This window comes from Aliirhizobium wenxiniae (assembly GCF_014201355.1).
Taxonomy (GTDB): Bacteria; Pseudomonadota; Alphaproteobacteria; order Rhizobiales; family Rhizobiaceae; genus Neorhizobium; species Neorhizobium wenxiniae.
The window spans coordinates 1,066,247-1,083,238 of record NZ_JACHEG010000001.1 but is presented as its reverse complement, the minus strand read 5'-3'; the positions used below and the strand labels follow the sequence as shown (position 1 = coordinate 1,083,238).

20 protein-coding genes are annotated in these 16,992 nt (G+C 59.5%); 14 read left to right on the top strand and 6 right to left on the bottom strand.

Annotated features, from left to right (window positions below):
- Positions 1–187 precede the first annotated feature (187 nt).
- From HNQ72_RS05285 to HNQ72_RS05235, 11 genes are all read left to right on the top strand, one after another.
- The gene (locus HNQ72_RS05285; RefSeq protein ID WP_183990183.1) at positions 188–1,342 is read left to right on the top strand and encodes a CE1 family esterase; all 1,155 of its coding nucleotides are present in this window, start codon (positions 188–190) and stop codon (positions 1,340–1,342) included.
- Positions 1,279–2,100: an urease accessory protein UreD gene (locus HNQ72_RS05280; RefSeq protein WP_183990181.1), complete on the top strand. Its 822-nt coding sequence runs from the start codon at positions 1,279–1,281 to the stop codon at positions 2,098–2,100. Before HNQ72_RS05285 ends, HNQ72_RS05280 begins: the two co-directional genes overlap by 64 nt.
- Positions 2,101–2,133: 33 nt before the next feature.
- Positions 2,134–2,436: an urease subunit gamma gene (locus tag HNQ72_RS05275; protein WP_112454072.1), complete on the top strand. Its 303-nt coding sequence runs from the start codon at positions 2,134–2,136 to the stop codon at positions 2,434–2,436.
- Between the two features lie 10 nt (positions 2,437–2,446).
- Positions 2,447–2,725, top strand: a complete 279-nt coding sequence (locus tag HNQ72_RS05270; protein ID WP_183990179.1) for a DUF1272 domain-containing protein — start codon at positions 2,447–2,449, stop codon at positions 2,723–2,725.
- Positions 2,722–3,027 carry an urease subunit beta gene (locus HNQ72_RS05265; RefSeq protein WP_183990177.1) on the top strand — a complete coding sequence of 102 codons (306 nt, stop codon included), beginning with the start codon at positions 2,722–2,724 and terminating at the stop codon, positions 3,025–3,027. The genes HNQ72_RS05270 and HNQ72_RS05265 overlap by 4 nt, the downstream gene beginning before the upstream one ends.
- Position 3,028: 1 nt before the next feature.
- Positions 3,029–3,388 carry a GFA family protein gene (locus HNQ72_RS05260; protein ID WP_183990170.1) on the top strand — a complete coding sequence of 120 codons (360 nt, stop codon included), beginning with the start codon at positions 3,029–3,031 and terminating at the stop codon, positions 3,386–3,388.
- Positions 3,389–3,391: 3 nt separating this feature from the next.
- Positions 3,392–3,808 (top strand): lysozyme inhibitor LprI family protein, encoded by a 417-nt coding sequence (locus HNQ72_RS05255; RefSeq protein WP_183990168.1) that lies wholly within the window; start codon positions 3,392–3,394, stop codon positions 3,806–3,808.
- A 72-nt stretch (positions 3,809–3,880) separates the two neighbouring features.
- A complete protein-coding gene (ureC, locus tag HNQ72_RS05250; RefSeq protein ID WP_183990166.1) occupies positions 3,881–5,590 on the top strand; it encodes an urease subunit alpha in 1,710 nt (569 codons plus the stop codon).
- 11 nt (positions 5,591–5,601) lie between these two features.
- The gene (locus tag HNQ72_RS05245) at positions 5,602–6,045 is read left to right on the top strand and encodes a GNAT family N-acetyltransferase (RefSeq protein WP_183990164.1); all 444 of its coding nucleotides are present in this window, start codon (positions 5,602–5,604) and stop codon (positions 6,043–6,045) included.
- A 10-nt stretch (positions 6,046–6,055) separates the two neighbouring features.
- A complete protein-coding gene (locus HNQ72_RS05240; RefSeq protein WP_183990162.1) occupies positions 6,056–6,727 on the top strand; it encodes a TIGR02117 family protein in 672 nt (223 codons plus the stop codon).
- Positions 6,728–6,958: 231 nt separating this feature from the next.
- Positions 6,959–7,501, top strand: coding sequence for a peroxiredoxin (locus tag HNQ72_RS05235; RefSeq protein WP_183821207.1), 543 nt, complete (start codon positions 6,959–6,961; stop codon positions 7,499–7,501).
- On the opposite strand, the gene HNQ72_RS05230 is transcribed toward HNQ72_RS05235, so the two are convergent.
- Positions 7,473–7,652, bottom strand: coding sequence for a hypothetical protein (locus tag HNQ72_RS05230; RefSeq protein ID WP_183990160.1), 180 nt, complete (start codon positions 7,650–7,652; stop codon positions 7,473–7,475). The genes HNQ72_RS05235 and HNQ72_RS05230 overlap by 29 nt on opposite strands.
- Between HNQ72_RS05230 and ureE the strand changes: the two genes are divergently transcribed.
- Entirely contained in the window at positions 7,638–8,153 is a 516-nt protein-coding gene (gene ureE / locus HNQ72_RS05225) for an urease accessory protein UreE (RefSeq protein WP_183990158.1), read from the top strand. The two genes, HNQ72_RS05230 and ureE, sit on opposite strands and share 15 nt — an antisense overlap.
- Positions 8,154–8,207: 54 nt before the next feature.
- Positions 8,208–8,879, top strand: a complete 672-nt coding sequence (locus tag HNQ72_RS05220; protein WP_373289408.1) for an urease accessory protein UreF — start codon at positions 8,208–8,210, stop codon at positions 8,877–8,879.
- Positions 8,880–8,916: 37 nt separating this feature from the next.
- On the opposite strand, the gene HNQ72_RS05215 is transcribed toward HNQ72_RS05220, so the two are convergent.
- Complete coding sequence (locus tag HNQ72_RS05215; RefSeq protein WP_183990156.1) at positions 8,917–9,108, bottom strand: hypothetical protein; 192 nt, start codon at positions 9,106–9,108, stop codon at positions 8,917–8,919.
- Positions 9,109–9,397: 289 nt separating this feature from the next.
- Here HNQ72_RS05215 and ureG point away from each other — a divergent pair, with 289 nt between their 5' ends.
- Positions 9,398–10,009, top strand: a complete 612-nt coding sequence (gene ureG, locus HNQ72_RS05210) for an urease accessory protein UreG (RefSeq protein WP_148145792.1) — start codon at positions 9,398–9,400, stop codon at positions 10,007–10,009.
- Between the two features lie 225 nt (positions 10,010–10,234).
- Here ureG and HNQ72_RS05205 read toward each other — a convergent pair whose 3' ends face one another.
- The 4 genes from HNQ72_RS05205 to HNQ72_RS05190 form a co-directional block, all read right to left on the bottom strand.
- Entirely contained in the window at positions 10,235–10,918 is a 684-nt protein-coding gene (locus HNQ72_RS05205) for a Crp/Fnr family transcriptional regulator (RefSeq protein WP_183990154.1), read from the bottom strand.
- Between the two features lie 152 nt (positions 10,919–11,070).
- A complete protein-coding gene (locus HNQ72_RS05200; RefSeq protein ID WP_183990152.1) occupies positions 11,071–14,409 on the bottom strand; it encodes an efflux RND transporter permease subunit in 3,339 nt (1,112 codons plus the stop codon).
- Positions 14,406–15,617: an efflux RND transporter periplasmic adaptor subunit gene (locus HNQ72_RS05195; RefSeq protein ID WP_183990150.1), complete on the bottom strand. Its 1,212-nt coding sequence runs from the start codon at positions 15,615–15,617 to the stop codon at positions 14,406–14,408. Before HNQ72_RS05195 ends, HNQ72_RS05200 begins: the two co-directional genes overlap by 4 nt.
- A 355-nt stretch (positions 15,618–15,972) precedes the next feature.
- Positions 15,973–16,950 carry an ABC transporter substrate-binding protein gene (locus tag HNQ72_RS05190; RefSeq protein ID WP_183990148.1) on the bottom strand — a complete coding sequence of 326 codons (978 nt, stop codon included), beginning with the start codon at positions 16,948–16,950 and terminating at the stop codon, positions 15,973–15,975.
- Positions 16,951–16,992: the final 42 nt, after the last annotated feature.

The window sequence follows — 16,992 nt, the reverse complement described above, 5'->3', positions numbered from 1 at the left end:
TGCTTACTTTGATCCAAGGCATATCAATGCTTCAACAGGTGTGTTAGATGAACGGCAGATGAACGACATCTCCGAACATCGTTGACAACCCGCACCCCATGATGAGGCGCTGATGGTCTTTGCATGCATTCCTGGTAACCGTTCCCGCTCCGCTGTTGTTCGCTTCGCTGCGACCGGAGCGTTTTTCTTGGCCGCCGGCTCTGCCTTCGCCGGTTGCGGCCAGGCCATGGCGCCGGGTCGCCACCAGATGACGATCGAGAGCGACGGTGTTGCCCGTCAAGCCGTCTATTATGTTCCATCTTCTTATACTGGCCGTGACAAGGTCGCCGTCGTGTTCGATTTTCACGGCAGCAACAGCAATCCGGATGGTCAGCTGAACCGTTCGTCGTGGGACAAGGTTGCCGAGAAGAACGGGTTTATTGCCGTGGCGCTGCAGGGCAGCCTGCCGGGCAAGGCGCCGGGCACCTTTGCCTGGAACGTTCCTTTCGTTGCTGTCAGCAAGGCCATCATCCCGACCGGCGCTCAGGGCGGTCTCGACGAGATCGCCTTCATCGACGATGCCGTCGATGAAGTTAAGGACGATTTCTGCGTAGATCCCAACCGCATCTTTGCGTCCGGTTATTCCGGCGGCGGGCGCATGCTGTCGGCCTATGTCTGCTCGGGCCAGGACGATTTTGCCGGTGCCGGCTTCGTCAACTCGTTGCGTGCCGGCCGTCCGGTCGAAGTCGACGGCAAGTGGGGGCCGGACAAGGCGAACTGCAATCCGGCCAAGCCGATCTCCATCGTCGCCTTTGCCGGCGAGAAGGATGCGCAGAACCCTTATGCCGGCGGTGGCTCTGCCTATTGGCAATATGGTTTCAACACCGCGATCCAGCGCTGGAACGATCTCGACGGCTGCAAGGGCAATGGTGACCCGAAGACCGTCGATGGCGTGACCTACACGGTGTACGGCACGTGCAAGAACGGCGCGCGTATCGCCACCTATGTCTTCGAAAAGGGTACGCATGACTGGCCGAAGCCGGTTGCTGCGAAGGAAGCCGTCATGGCTGCTGCCAAGGATGGCGCCGCAAGCGTGACCAAGGTTTCGGCCGTCGTGCCGGCAAAGCCTGCCTTCGACGCCAATGTTGATCCGGCTTTCCGGATGTGGGACTTCTTCGGCAAGGCCGACGCGACGGACGTCGTTGCGACGGTCGCACCCGTAAAGCCGTCTGCGGCTGCGAAGTCTGGCACGGCCATTGCTTCTGACTGCGCAACGCAGGCAGAACTCGAAGGTACATCGTGCAGCATTCCTCAGTCGAACACTATGCGCCGCAGCGGGCAAGGGGTTCAGGACGCCTTGTAACAAAGGCGCTTGGTGGGCGCACGCGGCTCGACGAGTTCTTTCAGGAAGGCTGCGCAAAAATTCGCCTTCCGGAAACATTTTCGCCTGAAATGGAGGCGATCCTCATCAATACGTCAGGGGGACTGACGGGCGGCGACGTGATCGATTGGTCCGTCGCCGCTGCGGCTTCCACCAGGCTTTCGGTCACCACCCAGGCGAACGAGAAGATCTACAAGGCGTCATCCGGCACCGCCTCGGTTTCCACCCATATCACTGTTGACGACAATGCTTCCGTGCATTGGCTGCCGCAGGAAACCATTCTGTTCGACCAGTCCTCGCTCAACCGTCGCCTGGATGTCGATCTGGCGGAAAGTGCCGAATTTCTGGCCGTCGAGGCCGTGCTTCTCGGGCGCCGGGCGATGGGCGAGGCGGTCGTCAACGGGTTTTTCCGCGATCGCTGGCGGGTGCGCCGCAATGGGCAGTTGATCCACGCCGAAGAGATGCGCTTCGAAGGCGAGATTGCGCAGATGGCGCAGGCCGCAGCGGTTCTTTCCGGCCAGGTCGCCTTCGCCACGCTTTTCCACACAGGTCCCTTGAGCGAATCCATGCTGCCCAAACTGAGGGAGTGCATCCGCAATGCCGGTGGCGCCAGTTACTGGAATGGCAAGCTGATCGCACGCATCGCCGCACCCACCGGATTCGAGCTCAGAAAAATCCTGGTACCGGCAATTTCCGTATTGCGTAACGGCGCGCCAGTGCCGAAAGTCTGGCATATCTGATTTGCCATATCCGAGTTCGATTGCGGGATTTCCATGAATCTTACCCCACGCGAAAAAGACAAGCTGCTGATTTCCATGGCGGCAATGGTTGCCCGCCGCCGCCTGGAGCGCGGCGTCAAGCTCAACTATCCCGAAGCGATCGCGCTGATTACCGACTATGTCGTCGAGGGTGCTCGTGACGGCCGTTCGGTTGCCGATCTGATGGAAGCGGGTGCACATGTCATCTCCCGCGATCAGGTTATGGAAGGCATTCCGGAAATGATCCACGACGTGCAGGTCGAAGCGACTTTTCCGGACGGCACCAAGCTGGTGACCGTGCACGAACCGATCCGCTGAGGAGCAGGCCATGGCACTCGAACTGCGCCCCAATTGCGAATGCTGCGACAAGGATCTCGCTCCCGACAGCCGCGAGGCGATGATCTGTACGTTTGAATGCACATTCTGTGCGGATTGCGCGACGGATGTGCTTGGCGGGATTTGCCCGAATTGCTCGGGCGAACTGGTGCGGCGTCCGATCCGCCCGGCCGCCGCTCTGGTCCGTAACCCTGCATCGACGGTGCGTGTCCTGAAGGCGGAGGGCTGCAGCCCCCAAACCGCTTTAACAGCCCGAGGAGCTGATTCATGATTCCTGGTGAAGTCATTGCCGCAAAAGGCGAAATCGAGCTCAATGCCGGCGCGCCGACGATCTCTATCGAGGTTTCCAATACCGGTGACCGACCGGTGCAGGTGGGCAGCCATTATCATTTCTTCGAGACCAATAATGGTCTATCCTTCGATCGCGACAAGGCGCGCGGCATGCGGCTCGATATACCGGCGGGAACTGCCGTTCGTTTCGAGCCGGGCCAGACCCGATCCGTGACGCTGATCCCGCTTTCGGGTGCGCGCCGTGTCTTCGGTTTCCAGCAGAAGATCATGGGAGGACTCTGACGTGGCGACGAAACATTATCTCGGCAGCTGCCAGTGCGGCGCGGTTTCCTATGAGGTCGATGCCGATCTCGACCAGACGGTCACCTGCAACTGCTCGCGCTGCCAGCGGCTGGGCATTGTTCTCGCCTTCGCGCCGCGTGGTGCATTTTCGCTGACGTCGGGCGAGGGGAACCTTACCGAATACAGGTTCAATACGAAGAAGCTGCAGCATCTGTTCTGCAAGACCTGCGGCATCGAGAGTTTTGCCTATGGGGATTCGCCGAAGGATGGTTCCCCCATGGTGGCGATCAACGTCAACTGCCTGGAAGGCGTCGATCCACGGGCTTTGACTTCGCATCATTATGACGGGGCTGCGGCCTGAGCGATGCTGAAACTCGCCCTCTTGCCGTTGCTGTGTGGATGTGTGCTTCTTCTCGATGCACCGACATCCGCGCAACAGCCGCAACCGGATTGCAAGGAGCCGCAGACGCAGGCGGATATGACGATCTGCGCCGGCCGCGATCTGGCCGATGCGGACAAGGCGTTGAACGCGCAATATCAGGTGACACGCAAGGCGCTGAAGGAGCGGGATGCCGGGGTTTCCACGGAGCTGAAGGGCGGCGAAGAGGCCATGGTCAAGGCGCAGCGCGCCTGGCTCGCCTATCGCGATGCCCAATGTGCTTCCGTTGGTTTTCAGGCGCGCGGCGGTTCGATGGAGCCGATGCTTGTCTCCAGTTGCGAGGCTGATCTGACGCGCAAGCGCACGGCCGAGCTGAAGGCGCTTGTCGATAACATGCTGTAGTTTTTGGAATGGCTCGTCGCCATCCAGGTGAAATTGTCCGAACTCATATTGCCCGAAGGATTGAGGTAATTCATGTCCTACAAGATGTCCCGCGCCGCTTATGCCTCGATGTTCGGTCCGACCACGGGCGACAAGGTGCGGCTTGCCGATACGGAACTGTTCATCGAGGTGGAGCGCGATTTCACCACCTATGGCGAAGAGGTGAAATTCGGTGGCGGCAAGGTCATTCGTGACGGCATGGGGCAGAGCCAGGCGACACGCGCCGAAGGCGCGGTCGATACCGTCATCACCAATGCGCTGATCGTCGACCACTCGGGCATATACAAGGCTGACGTGGGTCTGAAGAACGGTCGCATCCATGCGATCGGCAAGGCCGGCAATCCGGATACGCAGCCGGGCGTTACCATTATCGTCGGACCTTCCACGGAGGCGATTGCAGGCGAAGGCAAGATTTTGACGGCCGGTGGCATGGATGCGCATATCCACTTCATCTGCCCGCAGCAGATAGAGGAGGCGCTGATGTCGGGTGTCACGACCATGCTCGGCGGTGGTTCCGGCCCGGCGCATGGCACGCTTGCGACCACCTGTACCGGCGCGTGGCATATCGAACGGATGATCGAAAGCTTTGACGCTTTTCCGATGAACCTGGCGCTTGCCGGCAAGGGTAATGCCTCGCTGCCGGCACCGCTCGAAGAAATGATCCTTGCGGGCGCGTCGTCGCTGAAATTGCATGAGGATTGGGGCACGACACCGGCTGCGATCGACAACTGCCTCACCGTTGCCGACGCGTTCGACGTGCAGGTGATGATCCATACCGACACGCTGAACGAAAGCGGCTTCGTGGAAGACACGGTCGCTGCCATCAAGGGCCGCACCATCCATGCCTTCCACACGGAAGGGGCGGGCGGCGGGCATGCACCCGACATCATCAAGGTTTGCGGCAATCCGAATGTCATCCCGTCGTCGACCAACCCGACGCGGCCCTACACGGTCAATACGCTCGCCGAACATCTCGACATGCTGATGGTTTGCCATCACCTGTCGCCGTCGATCCCGGAAGACATCGCTTTTGCCGAAAGCCGTATCCGCAAGGAGACGATCGCGGCGGAAGACATTCTGCACGATATCGGCGCATTCTCGATCATCTCGTCCGACAGCCAGGCGATGGGCCGCGTCGGGGAAGTGGCGATCCGCACCTGGCAGACAGCCGACAAGATGAAGCGCCAGCGCGGTGCGCTCAAGGACGAGACCGGCGACAACGATAATTTCCGGGTCAAACGCTATATCGCCAAATACACGATCAACCCGGCGATCGCGCATGGGGTTTCCCACGAGATCGGTTCGGTCGAAGTGGGCAAGCGCGCCGACCTCGTGCTGTGGAGCCCCGCCTTCTTCGGCGTGAAGCCGGAAATGGTGCTGCTCGGCGGCTCGATTGCGGCGGCACCGATGGGTGATCCGAATGCGTCGATCCCGACGCCGCAGCCGATGCATTACCGGCCGATGTTTGCGGCCTATGGCAAGCTCAGGACCAATTCCTCCGTCACCTTCGTTTCCCAGGCTTCGCTCGATGGCGGGCTTTCCCAGCGTCTCGGCGTTGCCAAAAAACTGGTCGCCGTGAAGAATGTGCGCGGGGGGATCGGCAAGGCCTCTATGATCCACAATTCGGCAACGCCGCATGTGGAGGTCGATCCGGAAACCTATGAGGTTCGCGCCGACGGCGAGCTGCTGACCTGCAAGCCTGCAACGGTCCTGCCGATGGCGCAGCGTTACTTCCTGTTCTGACGGGCGATGGCATGAGCTTTTCCATTCGGCGATGCGATGATGCAGATCTTGCCGAATGGGCAAGCCTTCGACATGCGTTGTGGCCAAATGGATCGGCGGAACAGCATGCCGAGGAGATTGCGGCTGCTCTGCCGAACGGCGTCTTGCGCGGTTACCTCGCAATCGACGGGCAGGGACGGGGGATAGGCTTTGCCGAGGTTTCCATCCGCCGTTACGCCAATGGCAGCACGCAATCGCCGGTGCCTTTCCTTGAAGGGATCTGGATTGCGCCGGCTCATCGGCAACACGGGATCGGCCGCCTGCTGATCGATCGGATTTCGGCGGATTGTGCGGCGGAAGGATTTGTCGAACTCTGCTCTGATGCCGAGATCGGCAATATTGCATCTCACCATGCGCATGAGAGCTGGGGTTTTGCCGAGACGGAGCGGGTCGTCTATTTCCGCAAGACACTGTGAGCCGTTCCGAATGAAATCCGCCTTGCGCATATTGCTGATCGTCGTCGCCGTTGTCGTATCTCTCGTTGCCGCCGGCACATTCGTTCCGCGGCCGCTGTTTGCGCCGGAGACGTCCGATGCCGTTGCGCAAACCCGGCGCGTTCTGGTGCTCTCCAATCCCATCCACACGGATATCGCCATTCCGCTCGATGAAGAGACCCGCGCCGACTATGCGTTTCTCGGCGCATCGGGCATTCCGGTTGCCGATCCGGCCGCCGAGTGGCTGGTGATCGGCTGGGGAGGGCGCGCATTTTATCTGGAAACGCCGACTTGGGGTGAGCTGAAGCCGATGCCGGTGTTCCGGGCGCTGACCATAGACCAGTCGGTCATGCATGTGGACGTGGCGGGAAGCATCGACGAGACACATTCAGCCATACGCTTCTTCGATCTGCAGCCTGTTGAGTTCCGGAACCTTTCGGACTTCATCCAGGCGAGTTTCGTGAGGGACGGGGGAGAGGTCGTGGTGATCCCCGGTGCCGGCTACGGGGCTTACGACCAGTTCTTCGAGGCCCATGGTCGGTTCAACGCGTTCCTCGGCTGCAATACATGGACAGCTCGGGCACTTCGTTCCGCAGGCATCCGGACCGGATGGTGGAACCCGTTGCCGCAGACGCTTGGAATGTCTTTGGATCTCTTCAATTAACGGGCGACACACACGAACCGGCCAGCGTCGAAGGGCAAGGTGTGACCGGAAAATCGGCTCTCTTGCGAGCGGGAAGTCAGTTGCTGGCGCGGCAGCCCTGCTTTCTGTGAATAGGTGCTCTGCACTGCGACATTTTTTCAAGAAGAATGCTGCACTGCGATGAGATTCACTTTAGAGACGTTCTTATCTGCTCCTGGACGGGGCGAAGTTCATTTTTTCAAGGAGCCAATCATGCTGGGCAAAAAAGTTCCGCAGGTCACTTTCCGCACCCGCGTTCGCGATGAGGCCGTTGGCGGTCCCAACCCTTTCCGCTGGCAGGATGTCACCTCGGACGATTACTTTGCCGGTAAGCGCGTCGTGCTCTTCTCGCTGCCGGGCGCATTTACGCCGACTTGCTCGACCTACCAGCTTCCCGATTTCGAAAAGCTGTTTTCCGATTTCCAGGCTGAAGGCATCGATGCCATTTACTGCATGTCGGTCAATGATGCCTTCGTGATGAATGCATGGGCCAAGAGCCAGAACCTTGAAAACGTCACGGTCATTCCGGACGGTTCGGGCGAATTCACCCGCAAGATGGGAATGCTGGTAGCCAAGGACAATCTCGGCTTTGGCATGCGCTCCTGGCGTTATGGCGCGATCGTTAACGACGGCGTCGTCGAACAGTGGTTCGAAGAAGAAGGCTATTCCGACAATTGCGAGAGCGATCCCTATGGTGCGTCCTCGCCGCAGAACATCCTTGAGAACCTCAAGGCCCTGAAGATCGCTGCCGAATAAGGCGTTTTGCGATCTGCATTTCTTCCAGCCCGGCTCTCGAGCCGGGCTTTTTCATATCCGTCGATAACTCCCCCTTGTGCGCCGCCCCGCCTTTGGCAATGATGGCAAAGATTTTGCAGTTCAACGGGTTATCATCATGCAGCACATCCATTCCTATCGCCCTGCCGGCGAGATTTCCGACCCGCCGATCGACACCGTCAGCCTGCCGCATGATCTGCGTCACTTGCGCCGCAAGCTGCTGCATCTTTCGAATGGCGACATGGTGATGCTCGATCTGAAGGAGGCCGTGCTCTTTCATCATGGCGACCGGCTGGTTCTCGACAATGGTGATACGGTTGAAGTGCAGGCGGCGCCGGAAAAACTGTTCGAAGTCAAAGCGCGCGATACATTGCATCTGATCGAACTCGCCTGGCATCTCGGCAACCGGCATCTTTCAGCCCAGATCGAGGAAGGCCGTATCCTGATCCTGCGCGATCACGTGATCCGCTCCATGCTGCAGGGGCTGGGCGCAAGCGTCGGCGATGTCGAGGAACCGTTCCAGCCGGCTCGCGGCGCCTATCACTCGCATGGTTCCCATGGCGGCCATTCGCATGATCACGGGCACTCCCACGGCCATGACCATTCCCATGATCACGACCATCATCACGACTGATCGCATATCGTGACAGAGCATCAGCGGCCGGGCGATCCGGCGACAGAGGGGACGATTAGCGGAGCGATGGACACGAAGGCCTTGCTGCGGCTGATGGCCTGGCTTTCGCCGGCCTTTCCGATCGGCGGCTTCGCCTGGTCCGGCGGGCTGGAGCGTGCTGTCGAAGATGGGCTGGTCAGAAATGCCCAGGGTCTTGAGGACTGGCTGTCGACCGTGCTTGAGCATGGTTCGCTGTGGAACGATGCCGTGCTGTTCTGCGAAGCCTGGCGCCAGGCCGATAATCAGGGCGCTCTTTCAGAGGCTGCGGCTCTCGGACTCGCGCTGGCGGGTTCGGCCGAGCGCTTCAACGAGACGCTGTCACTAGGCAAGGCTTTCATCGCCGCAGCTTCGGCATGGCCGCACCCGGTCTTCGAACGGCTTCCGGCCAATGTGCCATATCCTGTCGCAGTCGGAGCCGTCGCTGCGGGGCATGACGTTGCCTGTGTGCAAGCGGTTGCCGCATTCCTTCACGCAGCCGTATCGCAGTCCGTATCGGCCGGGATACGTCTGAGCGTTGCCGGTCAGGCGGAAGGTGTTGCGATCACTGCGAGGCTTGAAACCAGAATAGAAGCTCTTTCTTTAAGAGCGGCTTCAAGCGGTCTCGATGATTTGGGTGGCGCGGCCGTTCAGGCCGAAATAGCGTCTCTTCGTCACGAAACGCAGCATTCCCGGCTGTTTCGATCCTGAAACGCCGGAATTGCATCGTCATTGGAGGCGGTTTCGCTCAGGCATCCTGTGCGATGAGAAGGATCTGGTCGTCGATCGCGTCTGCCAGCGACAGGACAACCTCGGTTCTGTCAAACCCATAGGATTCCAGCATTTTCAACATGCTGGAAAGAGCAGCTTCCGCTGCCTTGTGGCAGTCGTGTTGTTTTCCCAATACTTCAGATGTGGACGCAGTCGTTTGATAATCCATTCTGATTTCCCCGTTTTCAGTTCAGGCAAGTCTCAGCATGCGATATTAAATTGCAACTACAATACGTAATATGACGGTCTTATCCGGCCACCACAATTCTAAGGACGTATTTTCTAGAGATATCCAAAGATATACTTAATTCGCAAAATCCGGATGACAATTTATCTTTCCGATGCAGAGAATGCGTGATGTGGGAGGCGTAGCGCGGCGGCCGCGTGATAGCGCAGTTTCCGATTGCGCGGAGCGCCCTGCGGATTATTGTCAAACCATGATACTGAAAGGACATTTCATGAAATCGGCAAACGGTCCCCTTCGTGTCGGCATCGGCGGACCGGTCGGATCCGGCAAGACGCATCTGACGGAAAAACTCTGCAAGGCGATGCGGGACGAATTCTCCGTCGCGGTCGTTACCAACGATATTTACACCAAAGAGGATGCCGATGCGCTGGTGCGTATGCAGGCGCTTTCGTCGGATCGTATCGTGGGCGTCGAGACAGGTGGTTGTCCGCATACGGCGATCCGCGAAGATGCGACGATCAATCTCCAGGCTATTGCGGGTCTCAACGAACGTTTTCCGGATTTGGATGTCGTGTTCATCGAGTCAGGTGGAGACAATCTCGCAGCCACCTTCTCTCCGGATCTGGCGGACATCACGATCTATGTCATCTCCACTTGCCAGGGTGAGGAAATACCGCGCAAAGGCGGGCCTGGCATTACCCGCTCTGATCTGCTGGTGATCAACAAGAAGGATCTGGCGCCTTATGTCGGCGTCGACATGGACGTGATGGACCGGGATGCCAGCCGCATGCGGGAAATGAAGCCTCATGTCTTCACCGACCTGAAGCGCGGCGAGGGGGTCGGCCATATCGTAGAATTCCTGAAGGTTCAGGGCGGGCTTTAACGCCGGCCTACAACCGGAAAAGAAAAAAGGCCGGCGGTCTAATGACCCGCCGGCCTCGCCTGTCGCCGGACACCCCTGTGGCAACAGGCCGCTGCGAAGGCTGCGTCGTCTCGCGCGCCTTCGAGCCTGCAGCAATTCCGCCTTTCCTAGAAACGCGAAACTGCTCAATGTTTTATGTTTTGCGCAATTCCATCAAAACTGGTTCCCACTTTAGATGGAATTGCTTCAGATGTTTTTGAGCGCCTGAACGTCTCCGACCTGGATGATGCGCCCCCTGACTGTCACGCCGACGCGGCGCAAGCTGGAGAAGGCGCGGGAGAGCGCTTCCGGCGCAAGGCCGAGCATGCCGGCAAGCAGGCTCTTCTGGAATGGCAGGCGGATCGAGGCGGAGCCTCCGTCAACCGGGCAGCGGCTGAGGATGTAGTTGGCGACCCGCTGCGGTGCGGTGAAAAGGCGGTCGTTGGCGATGCAATCCATCGTACCGACGAGATGCCGGGATATGGCGGAAATCAGTGCCTTGGCGATTTCTGGATCCTGCTGGGCAAGGTCACGCACGGCCTGCATGTCGAAGCGGGCGAGCGTTGCCGGCTCCGCCGTCTGGGCGTTGCAAAGATAAACGTTGTCGCTGAACAGAAGGTGCTCTGCAAATGTATCGCCAGGGGCGCAGACCATGATGTCGGCTTCGCGACCTTCACGGCTCAGTCGGAAAAGCCTGACGTAACCGTTGAGAACGCAGTAAAAGGCGTCTGCTGTTTCGCCTTCGCGCATCACGAATTTGCGGGCCGGAAGCGTGCTGATCGTCATCATGGACATCAGCCGGACAAGGGCACTGTTGCCCAGCCCCGCCAGAAACGGTGCCTTCATGAGCACTGCCCGGTCTCGATTGCTGAGTTTCAGACTGCTGTTCATCTCGCTATCTCTTCCCTTTTTTGCGAACACCGCCAAATCCTTGAGGAGCAAGATAGCGTGTGAGGCAGAGAGGGATTTGATACTGATCAATCAATCACGCAATTCGGAGCGTTGTCTGACAATCGGACCGGGGAGATTGCCTCCATCAGGGGTCATTCGGCTGCCATAGGTGGCAACCGAAGCACGCGCTGGCCTGCCTGTGCTCCTGAGTGGGAGCCGGAAGATGTTGTTTTTTCATCGTTTTCCAGGCGATTTAGCCGTTCTTCCAACTCCGAAAGGCTGCGACGATTTTGTCGGGTATGGTGGGCAACCTCTTCCGACGACATCAAATCCTCTTCTTCCTTCTTTCCGACGAAGCGGCCGAAGAGCCTGCCGAGCAGGCGCGACAGATCGTCCATGATGAGGAAGAAGGAGGGAACGACGAGAAGCGAGAGCACCGTCGAGACGATGATGCCGCCGATGACGGCGATCGCCATGGGTGCACGGAAGGAGCCGCCTTCGCCGACGCCCATGGCGGATGGCAGCATGCCGGCCGACATGGCGATCGAGGTCATGATGATCGGCCTTGCGCGCTTGCGTCCGGCCTCGACCATGGCGTGAACCCGCTCCAGCCCGTGCCGCTTCATCTCGATGGCAAAATCGACGAGCAGGATGGCGTTCTTCGTCACGATGCCCATCAGCATCAGGATGCCGATAAGGACGGGCATGGAGAGCGCATTCTGTGTTGCGATCAGCGCCACGGCCACGCCGCCGATGGCGAGCGGCAGGGAAAACAGGATGGTGAAGGGCTGGATGACATCCTTGAACAACAGGATCAGTACGACGAGAACAAGCATCAGGCCCATCAGCATCGCATTGCCGAAGCTTTGCGTCATTTCGGCCTGGACCTTGGCGTCCCCGCTTTCCGCCAGGCGCACCGTCGGCGGTAGCTCGGTCTCGTCGACGATCCGCTTGAATTCGGCGGTCGATGTGTCGAGCGCCGTGCCGAAGGGAACGTCGGAGCCGATCGCCACGACGCGGTTGCGGTCATTGCGCTTGATCGAGCTTGGACCTTCCGAATAGTCGATATCGGCAACGCTGTAGAGCGGCACCATCGTGCCGGACGATGTCTTGACCTTGAGATTGCGGATCGACTGCAGGTCGCGGCGCGTGTCGAGCGATGTCTGCACGCGGATCGGGATCTGGCGGCTGTCGAGCGAGATCTTGGCGAGGTTGGCGTCGATATCGCCGATCGTCGCGACGCGTACGGTTTCGGAAATCTGCTGTGGGGTGATGCCGAGGCGTGAGGCTTCGGCCATGCGCGGGCGGATCTGCAGCTCGGGTCGGGGCAGGGCGCCTTCCGACGAGACGTTGACCAGGATCGGCGAGGCTCGCAGCCTGGATTCCAACAGGCTCACGGCATTGTTCAGGTCGTCCTCGTTCGACGAGAGGAAGTTGAACGAAAGCTCGCGTTCGGCCCGATCGTTGACCTTGGAGATGCGCACATCGGGGATCGTACGTACGGCCGCGAAGATATCCTTTTCAACATCCCATTGCGGGCGCGTTCGGCCGTGTTCGGGCAGTTTCGGCAACAGGTCGCCGATCAGCGGGATAGAGCCCAGGCCTTTGTTGACCAGGGTTTTTACCAGCGAATGGTCAATATTCTGCAGGATGATACGGACTGTCGCACGGCGCAGTTCTAGATCGCCCTTGGGCGAGGCGCCGCCCAGCGTGAAGACGCTTTCGACGCCATCTATATCCTTCACCGCATCATAGACGCTGGTCGAGACGGCATCCGTTTCTTCCAGCGTTGCGTTCGGCGGCAGTTCGAGAGACAGGACCACGCGGGAACTGTCATCCGGCGGCAGAAAGCTGCCCGGCACCTTGCTCAGTAGGAACAGCGAACCACCCAGAAATGCAACAGCTGCGACCATGGTTGCGTAACGCCAGTACCATTTGCGGGTCGTGGCGGTGACGACGCGGGTATAGGCCTTCATCAGCCTTCCGTCGTTGTCGTGGTGGTCGTCTTCTCTTCCGTCTTCGGCGCGCATCAGATAGGCGGCCATCAGCGGTGTGATCAGGCGCGCCACCGCGAGCGAGAAGAATACCGAGAAAGCGACGGTCAGGCCGAACTGGATGAAATACTGGCCCGGAATGCCAGGCATGAAGGAAACCGGCACGAAGACCGCGATGATGGTGAAGCTGGTGGCAATGACGGCGAGACCGATTTCGTCGGCCGCCTCGAGCGCCGCCCGATAGGGCGTCTTACCCATCTTGATATGGCGAGCAATATTCTCGATCTCGACGATCGCATCATCGACGAGGATACCAGTTGCTAATGTCAGGGCGAGGAAGGAGACGAGGTTCAGCGAGAACCCCATCATGTGCATGATCCAGAAGGTCGGGATGGCGGACAGCGGGAGGGCGACGGCGGCGATCAGCGTCGCGCGCCAGTTACGAAGGAAAAGGAAAACGACGATGACGGCGAGGATCGAACCTTCCATCAGCGTATGCAGGGCTGCTTCGTAATTGCCGTAGGTGAAATAGACCGAGTCATCGACCATCTCGATCGTGACATCTGGATGCGCATTGCGGATGCCGTCCAGACCTTCGGCAACGGTTTCGGCCACCGACACTTCGCTTGCACCCTTGGCGCGGAAGACGGCGAAGGTGACTGACGGCGTGCCGTTGAAGCGCGAGAAGGATTTCTGCTCCTCATAGGTGTCGGTCACCCGCCCGAGTTCGGAGAGTTTTACGAAGCGGCCATTCGAGAGTGCGATGTTGGTGTCGGCGAGTTGCTGGACATTACGAGCGTCGCCGAGCGTGCGGATCGTCTGCTCGTTGCCGGCGACCTGGCCGCGGCCCGAGCCGAGATCGACATTGGTGCCCTTGATTTGCGTATTCACGTCTGCCGCGGTGATGCCGTAGGCGTCGAGCTTTGCCGGGTTGAGGGCGACGCGCACTTCCCGGTCCGCGCCGCCGTAGCGGTCGATACGACCGATACCGGGTTTTCCCTGAAGGTCGCGGGTGATCGTATCGTCGACGAACCAGGACAGCTCCTCCAGCGTCATGTTGGGTGAGGAGACGGCAAAGGTCTGGATCGCCTGTCCTTCGACATCAACCTTGGAGACGATCGGCTCCTCGATGCCGGCAGGCAGGTCGCTGCGGATCTTGTCGATCTGGTCCTTGGTGTCCTGAACCGCCTCTTCTGTGGGCTTTTCGATGCGGAAGACGACGGTCGTCAGCGACTGGCCGTCGGTCACGGTCGACTGGATCTCATCAATGCCGCTGATCGAGGCGACGGCGTCCTCGATCTCTTTCGTCACCTGCATCTCAAGCTCTGCCGGCGAGGCCCCGCTCTGGGTTACGGTGATGGAGACGACAGGAACGTCGATATTCGGGAAACGGGTGATCGGCAGGGCGAAGAAGGATTGCAGGCCGACATAGAGCAGCAGGCCGAAGGCGAGCAGGGGAGCGATCGGGTTGCGGATAGACCAGGCTGAGAAGTTCATTGCGAAGCCTCCGTGCCCTTGGTCGCTGCCGCTTTTTCCGGAACCGGTGCGATATGATCTCCGTCTCGGACGAAGGCGCCGGCCTTGGCGACGACGACATCGCCGGGCTGCAGGCCGTTCAAGACCTGAATGAAGCCGCCGTCCTGGAAGCCGATGTCGATCTTCACTTGCTTGACGACGCCGTCCTCCACCTTTCGGGCAAAGGAACCTTCGCGGCCTGTCGTTACGGCGGACAGCGGAAGGGCGAGCGTATCTGCCTGATCCACAACGATTGCCGCGCGGCCATACATGCCGGCGCGCGCGCCGCTATCGGAGTCGATCTCGATATGGACGAGGCCGAGCCTGGTTGTCTGGTCGACCGTCGGGGAGACCAGCCGCACACGGCCCTCGATCTCTCGCTGGCCGCCGGCGACGGTCACCAGCGCCTTCTGGCCGAGCTTAACCTTTTGGATGTCGGATTCGGAGATATCGGCAACCAGCTCGATCGCGCCGTCCTTGATGATGGTGAAAAGCGGATCGCCATTGCCGGAGGCGATGGCGCCGATCTTGGCGTTCTTTGCCGAGACGACACCGGCAACGGGCGCCTTTACGCCGGTGCGGGCGAGCTGCAGTTCGACATCGGCAAGCTGGGCGTCAATGACGTGGACATCGGATTCTCCCACCGTCACCGCCTGGCGGGCGGCATTCAGCCGGGCGCGTGCGACGTCGACCTGGGCGTTCGCCTGTTCAAGCTGAGAGACCGTGCTCGTGCCGCTCTCGTTGAGCTTCTTCGTGCGGTCGCGTTGTTTGACTGCGTCATCGAGGTTTGCTTCGGCCTCGATCACCTGAGCCTGGTATTGCGCGACCGATGCTTCGGCCTTGGCCTTGTTTGCCTGATACTGGCTTTTCTGGAGCAGCAACGCATCGTCGTTCAGGGTGGCCAGAACCGCGTTGGCCTCAACCTCGTCGGCGACATCAACATTGATCGTCTTGACGGACAGTCCCTCGACAAGCGGCTGAACGTAGATTTCATCGATCGGTCGGATCGTGCCCGTCGCGATGATGCGATCGGTTAGCGACCGTGTTACCGCCTCGGTCACGATGATCGATGGCAGCTTGGCTTCCGCGGCGGCAGGCTGGCCGGTTTCCTGTGCTGCAAGCGGCGCTGATGCAACTGAGGCGAGCAGCAGAACGATGACGGGGATCGATTTCGACAAGCTATGCGGCATGCGGCAAATCCACTGTTTGAAGGAACGGGCATGCGCCGACCATCGGCATCCCTTCGCCATACTTCCTCCCTGTATGACGCGAGACCAAAGCTGCATCCGACACTTTCTTCCGTTTTGACCGCAAAAAAGTTCGAGGCCGCCCTGGCAGCTACCTTTACGTGTTCGTCTTCAGGCGATCAATCCATGCAGGCAAAGACGGGTTGACACGTCCTGATGGCAAAAAAATGCCCGACTTTGAAGCCGGGCAGGAAGAAGTATCAGAGACATTTGTTGCTGGATTATTTCAGCAACATTTCAACATCACTTTGGGGCAATTCCGGACGCAAAGCCGGTTTCCACGTCTGCCGCAATCGCTCTATTTCAGCGCCGCGCTGGTAATGTCCGCCGTGTAGGCGCCTTCCGGTGCCTTGCTGATGATCTTCTGGTCGGTCAGCGCTTTGACGGTGCGCTCATAGGTCGCCATGTCGAGCTTGCCGTCGCCGATCAGTTTGGCGACTTCGCCCATCATCCGTTTCTGGTGGTTCTCGTCCTGGCCGCCATTGTCCATGACGATCTCGGCGGCTTCATCCGGATTGTCGATGGCGTATTTCCAGCCCTTCATCGAGGCGCGGACGAACTTGACCATGTTCTCCTTGAACTTTTCGTCCTTCAGCTTGGTATCGAGGACATAAAGCCCGTCTTCCAGAAGGTCGTTGCCGAGCGCCGTATAATTGAAGACGACAAGGTCTTCCGCCTTGAAGCCGGCATCGATCGCCTGCCAGTATTCGTTATAAGTCATGACGGAGATACAGTTCGCCTGTTTCTGCACGAGCGGCTGCACGTCAAAGCTCTGTTTCAGCACGGTCACGCCATCGCCGCCGCCTTCGGTCTTCAGGCCCAGCTTGTTCATCCAGGCGAAGAACGGATATTCATTGCCGAAGAACCAGACGCCGAGTGTCTTGCCCTTGAAGTCGGCTTCGGTCTTTACCGGGCCATCCTTGGGGCAGATCAATTCGAGGCCGGACTTCTGGAAAGGCTGGGCGATGTTGACCAGCGGAACGCCCTTTTCACGGGCGACCAGTGCGCCGCCCATCCAGTCGACGATGACATCCGCGCCACCGCCGGCAATCACTTGTTCCGGTGCGATATCCGGCCCACCAGGCTTGATCGTGACGTCGAGGCCTTCTTCTTCGTAGAAGCCCTTGTCCTTGGCGACGAAATAACCGCCGAACTGGCCCTGAGCGACCCATTTCAGCTGCAGCGTCAACTTGTCGGCGGCCATTGCCTGGGCCGCCGAAAGCGCCACGGTGGTTCCGATGGCACCAGCCATCAATGCCTTCATGATCTTTTTCATTGCTGCTACCCTCTCTTTTCCGCGGCGCGATGTTACGCGGGC

Bases quoted from the DNA above. Each gene is read 5' to 3' on its own strand.
- ureC (WP_183990166.1), top strand. From the start codon at position 3,881: ATGTCCTACAAGATGTCCCGCGCCGCTTATGCCTCGATGTTCGGTCCG.
- HNQ72_RS05215 (WP_183990156.1), bottom strand. From the start codon at position 9,108: ATGGATTATCAAACGACTGCGTCCACATCTGAAGTATTGGGAAAACAA.
- HNQ72_RS05275 (WP_112454072.1), top strand. From the start codon at position 2,134: ATGAATCTTACCCCACGCGAAAAAGACAAGCTGCTGATTTCCATGGCG.
- HNQ72_RS05195 (WP_183990150.1), bottom strand. From the start codon at position 15,617: ATGCCGCATAGCTTGTCGAAATCGATCCCCGTCATCGTTCTGCTGCTC.
- ureE (WP_183990158.1), top strand. From the start codon at position 7,638: ATGCAGCACATCCATTCCTATCGCCCTGCCGGCGAGATTTCCGACCCG.
- HNQ72_RS05270 (WP_183990179.1), top strand. From the start codon at position 2,447: ATGGCACTCGAACTGCGCCCCAATTGCGAATGCTGCGACAAGGATCTC.
- HNQ72_RS05190 (WP_183990148.1), bottom strand. From the start codon at position 16,950: ATGAAAAAGATCATGAAGGCATTGATGGCTGGTGCCATCGGAACCACC.
- ureG (WP_148145792.1), top strand. From the start codon at position 9,398: ATGAAATCGGCAAACGGTCCCCTTCGTGTCGGCATCGGCGGACCGGTC.
- HNQ72_RS05230 (WP_183990160.1), bottom strand. From the start codon at position 7,652: ATGGATGTGCTGCATGATGATAACCCGTTGAACTGCAAAATCTTTGCC.
- HNQ72_RS05255 (WP_183990168.1), top strand. From the start codon at position 3,392: ATGCTGAAACTCGCCCTCTTGCCGTTGCTGTGTGGATGTGTGCTTCTT.
- HNQ72_RS05205 (WP_183990154.1), bottom strand. From the start codon at position 10,918: ATGAACAGCAGTCTGAAACTCAGCAATCGAGACCGGGCAGTGCTCATG.
- HNQ72_RS05235 (WP_183821207.1), top strand. From the start codon at position 6,959: ATGCTGGGCAAAAAAGTTCCGCAGGTCACTTTCCGCACCCGCGTTCGC.
- HNQ72_RS05240 (WP_183990162.1), top strand. From the start codon at position 6,056: ATGAAATCCGCCTTGCGCATATTGCTGATCGTCGTCGCCGTTGTCGTA.
- HNQ72_RS05265 (WP_183990177.1), top strand. From the start codon at position 2,722: ATGATTCCTGGTGAAGTCATTGCCGCAAAAGGCGAAATCGAGCTCAAT.
- HNQ72_RS05245 (WP_183990164.1), top strand. From the start codon at position 5,602: ATGAGCTTTTCCATTCGGCGATGCGATGATGCAGATCTTGCCGAATGG.
- HNQ72_RS05200 (WP_183990152.1), bottom strand. From the start codon at position 14,409: ATGAACTTCTCAGCCTGGTCTATCCGCAACCCGATCGCTCCCCTGCTC.